The sequence below is a fragment of the Cohnella baijiui genome (assembly GCF_020731285.1).
Taxonomy (GTDB): domain Bacteria; phylum Bacillota; class Bacilli; order Paenibacillales; family Paenibacillaceae; genus Cohnella.
This window is the reverse complement of record NZ_JAJFOW010000462.1, coordinates 1-217: the sequence shown is the minus strand read 5'-3', so window position 1 is coordinate 217 and position 217 is coordinate 1. Positions and strand designations below refer to the sequence as shown.

Annotated in this window: 1 protein-coding gene; it reads right to left on the bottom strand. The window is 43.3% G+C overall.

Annotated features, from left to right (window positions below; genetic code table 11):
• A partial coding sequence (locus tag LKX83_RS33390; protein ID WP_227887608.1) for a hypothetical protein occupies nt 1–217 on the bottom strand: 217 nt, incomplete at both ends.

Sequence of the window (217 nt, the reverse complement as noted above, 5' to 3'; positions counted from 1 at the left end):
ATTGTTTCTTGTTTCTTTATCATTTTTGAACTTTTCCCTTTCCTGTTCGACAAATTGATTTGCCTGCTTGATGTCCTCTGGGCTTGCTTCGATTCCCGCCTTCTTCGCTTCCACATACATAAGCCACCAGGAAAGCATAATGTTACGATCCTGTTCATCTGATAGATCATGTTCCAAAACGATCGGATCGCTCTTCAGCAGCTGAGCACTTCCATCC